Origin of the sequence: Thermoflexus sp. (assembly GCF_040289485.1) — a bacterium.
GTDB lineage: Bacteria > Chloroflexota > Anaerolineae > Thermoflexales > Thermoflexaceae > Thermoflexus.
This window is the reverse complement of the sequence record NZ_PSLG01000098.1, coordinates 1-3885: the sequence shown is the minus strand read 5'-3', so window position 1 is coordinate 3885 and position 3885 is coordinate 1. Positions and strand designations below refer to the sequence as shown.

Annotated in this window: 4 protein-coding genes; 1 reads left to right on the top strand and 3 read right to left on the bottom strand. The window is 69.3% G+C overall.

Annotated features, from left to right (window positions below):
- The 3 genes from C4313_RS11065 to C4313_RS11055 all read right to left on the bottom strand — a co-directional run.
- On the bottom strand, window positions 1-228 hold a 228-nt coding region (locus tag C4313_RS11065; protein WP_352429920.1), incomplete at its 3' end, for an ATP-binding cassette domain-containing protein.
- Between the two features lie 192 nt (window positions 229-420).
- Window positions 421-1392, bottom strand: coding sequence for a sugar-binding protein (locus C4313_RS11060; protein ID WP_352429918.1), 972 nt, complete (start codon window positions 1390-1392; stop codon window positions 421-423).
- Window positions 1393-1530: 138 nt separating this feature from the next.
- Complete coding sequence (locus tag C4313_RS11055) at window positions 1531-2547, bottom strand: ABC transporter permease (protein ID WP_352429917.1); 1017 nt, start codon at window positions 2545-2547, stop codon at window positions 1531-1533.
- A gap of 109 nt (window positions 2548-2656) precedes the next feature.
- Here C4313_RS11055 and C4313_RS11050 point away from each other — a divergent pair, with 109 nt between their 5' ends.
- Complete coding sequence (locus C4313_RS11050; RefSeq protein WP_352429916.1) at window positions 2657-3757, top strand: sugar phosphate isomerase/epimerase family protein; 1101 nt, start codon at window positions 2657-2659, stop codon at window positions 3755-3757.
- Window positions 3758-3885: the final 128 nt, after the last annotated feature.

The following is a 3885-nucleotide window of genomic DNA, read 5'->3' as shown; positions in this document are numbered from 1 at the left end:
CTCGATGCCCAACCGGCGGGCGTCCGCTGGCGAGGCAAACCGCACGGGCGTCCCCCGGAACAGGATCTCCCCCGCGTCGGGCTGGAGGGCGCCCGAGAGGACCTTCATCAGCGTGGACTTGCCCGCGGCGTTGTCCCCCACCAGCCCGAGCACCTCACCGCTGTCGAGGACCAAGTCCACCCCGCGCAGCGCCTGGACCGCGCCGAAGCGCTTGTGGATGCCCCGCATCTCCACGAGGTGTGCGTCCACGTCCGTCCCCTCCGAATCATACCCAAGCGGGTCGTCCCGCGCCACGGCCACGCCAGCGCCACCCCCCGGAGACGGGGAGACTGAGGCGGACCACCGCTCGGGCTCATGAGGCCCGGGGTGGAGGTGAAGGGAGGGGCGGGGGAAAGGGGGTCCCTCCCCCGCCCGAGGATCCTACTTGAGGAACTGGGCCACGTTGGCCCGGGTGACGATGTCGAGTCCGGTGTCGGTGGGGTCCTTCGGCTTGATCTTCTTGGTGACGTAGTTGTACAGGGCGAGGATGCTGTGGACGCCCATCTGGTACGGCCGCTGTCCCACCAGGGTATTCACGTAGCCTTCCTTCAGCAGCTCCAGCTCCGGCTTGAGGGTATCAAAGGCGACCACCGCGAACTTCCCGGCCTTCATGTCCGCCAGCTTGGGCTTGAGGGCCTGCTTGTAGGCCTCCGGGGCGAAGAGGGGCCAGCCCCCCACCGCGACGATGCCCACGAGATCGGGGTGGGCGGTGAGGGCCTGCTCGATCAGCTGGACGGCCCGGTTGATGTCGTCGTTGCAGGGGAAGGGCGACCCCGAGACCTCTTGGAACTTGCTGGCCACGCCCGCTTCCTTGAGACCGTCGTGGACGCCCCGGATGCGCTCATTGAGGTTCTGCGCGCCCAGGCCGCCCGTGATGATGGCGTACTTCCCTCCGTTGGGCAGGAGCTGGGCGAAGGCCTTCCCCAAAGCGAGGCCGCCCTTGTAGTTGTTGGTGCCGATGAACGCGAGCCGGCCGGAGCCCGGCGCGGCGTCGGAGTCGAAGGTCACGACGGGAATGCCGGCGGCCATGGCCCGCTTGATGACCGGAACGACCGCCTTGCCGTCCACGGCGGAGATGGCCATGCCGTCCACGTGCCGCTGGATGAGGCTCTCCAGGACCTGGATCTGGGGCTGGATCTCCGTGACGGTGGGGCCGGTGTAGTAGCACTGGACGCCGAGTTTCTTGGCCTCCGCCTCGCACCCGCGGCGGACGTCGTTGAAGAAGGGGTTGTTGATGGCCTTCGGGACGACGGCGAAGACCAGGGTCTTGGCGCCCTGGGCCGGAGCGCCCAGCAGGGACGCCACGAGCGCCAGGCCCACGGTCGTGAGGCCGAGCACTCTGATCGTGCGCATCTCTCTCCCTCCCCCAGGATGAGATAGACTCCGTAGGGCACCAGCATACGGTGTCCCTGGATCGTCTGTCAACACGACGTGATGGCGGTTCCTTCGACCGAGTCCTCCGCGGAGGAGGGAACGCGCGGGGAGGCACCCTCACTCTCGGGCCAATCGCGCCCGCACCCGGTCCAGGAGCACCGCCACGATGATGGTGCTGCCGATGACCACTTCCTGCCAGAAGGCGGGGACGCCCATGAGGACCATGGCGTTGAGGAGCACGCCGATGAGGGCGGCCCCGGCGAACAGCCCCAGCACCGATCCCTGGCCGCCGAGCAGGCTCACGCCGCCGATCACCGCGGCGGCAATGACGTTGAGTTCCTGGCCCTGCCCCGTGGTGGCGTCCCCCACCGAAAGGCGGGCCGCCAGGAGAATGCCCGTGAGGGCCGCTAGCCCGCCACTCACCATGTAGGCCACGAGCCGGGTCCGCTCCACGTTGATGCCGCTCAGCCGGGCGGCCTCGGCGTTGCCGCCGACCGCGTACACGTCATAGCCGAAGGGCGTGTAGGTGAGGACGATCCATCCCGCCAGCACCACGAGGACCATGTACACGACGGGGTTGGGCACCGGCCCCACGTACCCCGCTCCCAGGGCCACGAAGGTGGCGCCCTGGGGCCCCAGGTCAGTGAGGGGGTACCCCTGGGTGATCACCAGGGACAGTCCGTGGGCGATGGAGAGCATGCCGAGGGTCGGGATGAGGGGAGTCATCCGCGCCCGGGTCACTAAGAGCCCGTTGACCGTCCCGCAGGCCAGACCCGCCGCCACTCCGGCCGCGATGGCGGCAGCCACCGGCCAACCGATCCCCAGCAGCTTGGTGGTGACCACGCCCCCGAGGCCCATGAGCGACCCCACCGAGAGGTCGATCCCTCCGCCCCCCGTGAGGATGACCAGCGACTCTCCGACCCCCACCGCCGCGATGAAGGCGAAGTTGCGGGCGACCTCAAAGAGGTTGTCGGGGCTGAGGAAGCGCGGGGCGAGGAGTGCGACGCCGGTGACCACGGCGAGGAGGGCGATGTAGATGGCCACCTCATAGGACCCCAGGGCCCACGTGCCCCACCGAAGGACGGACGGCAGGCTGGGTCTCGCCGTCGGGGTTCCCTCTCCGGACGGGCTCATGGATGCGCTGGGCGGGCGCGCCAGAGTTTCGTGGGCACCAACGCCTATTATAGCGTATTATAGCGTACGAGGGACGCGGCCGCAGGGTGCGGCGCAAGGAGGAGGCGTCATGGCGGCGTTACGGACGAGCGTGGGGATCTGGGCCTTCGGTCCCAATGCGACCCGGTTCATGCCGGGAGGCTACCACCCGGAGGCAGCCCGCGAGACGATGGTGGAGAGGTCCCAGAGGGCTGCAGCAGGGCTCCGGGGCCTCGTGGACGGCTTCGAGTACCACTACCCCACCGAGATCACCGAGGAGACGGCGCCCTCCATCCGCCGCGCCCTCGGGGAGATGGACATCTACTGTCTCGCCCTCGGCACCTTCAGCAATCCGCGGTACGGCTTGGGAGGGTTCACGCACCCCGACCCGCGTCGGCGGGCCGAGGTGGTGAGGATCGCGAAATCGGGCGTGGACCTGGCCGCCCGGCTGGGGGCCCGGTTCATCATCTGGCCGGGCGGAGAGGGATACAACTACTTATTCCAGACCGACTACGCGTCCGCGTGGCAGTGGCTGGTGGACGGTATCGCCGAGGTGACGGACCACGCGGCCCGGCGGGGCGTCACCATCTTCCTGGAGCACAAGAACAGCGAGCCCGCCATGCGCATCCTCATGCGGGACATCGGGATGACCCTGTACGTCATCCGCAAGGTCGCCGAGCGGGGCGTCGACACCCGGAGGCTCCTCGTCAACATGGACTGGCAGCACCTCATCATGAACGGCGAGAATTTGGGCGAGTACGCGGCCCTGCTGGCCGCCGAGGGCCGGCTGGGCCACCAGCACAGCAACAGTGGGTGGGGCACCTTCGATGACGACAACATGACGGGGGCCAGCTTCTTCATGCAGGCCCTCGAGCTGGCCGTCGTCCTCGCGGACGTGGGCTACGGGCGCCGGGGGGAGCGAATGGGGTTCGACCTCTTCCCCTACACGGAGGACCAGGTCCAGGCCGTGCGTCAGAGCGTTCTCCAGTGGAGGTTCATCGAGCAGGTGGCCTCCCGCGTGGACAGGGCGGCGCTGGCCGAGGCGCGGCGTCGGAAGGACGCCGTGGCCGGCTACCGGGTCGTCTACGAGGCCCTGGGGATGGACGAGGCGGCGATCCTGAGGGAGGCGGGCCTTCGAGCGGGAGCGCCGAAGCCGAATCGGGCCGCCCGCTCCCGAACCCGGCGGTCCTAGGAGATGGCCCTCCTCGCCGGGCTGGACGTGGGCACCACGGGGACACGGGCGGTCGTCATCGCCGACGACGGGTCCGTGAGGGGGGTGGGCGCATCGGCCTACGGCCTCGCGACCCCGCGCCCGGGGTG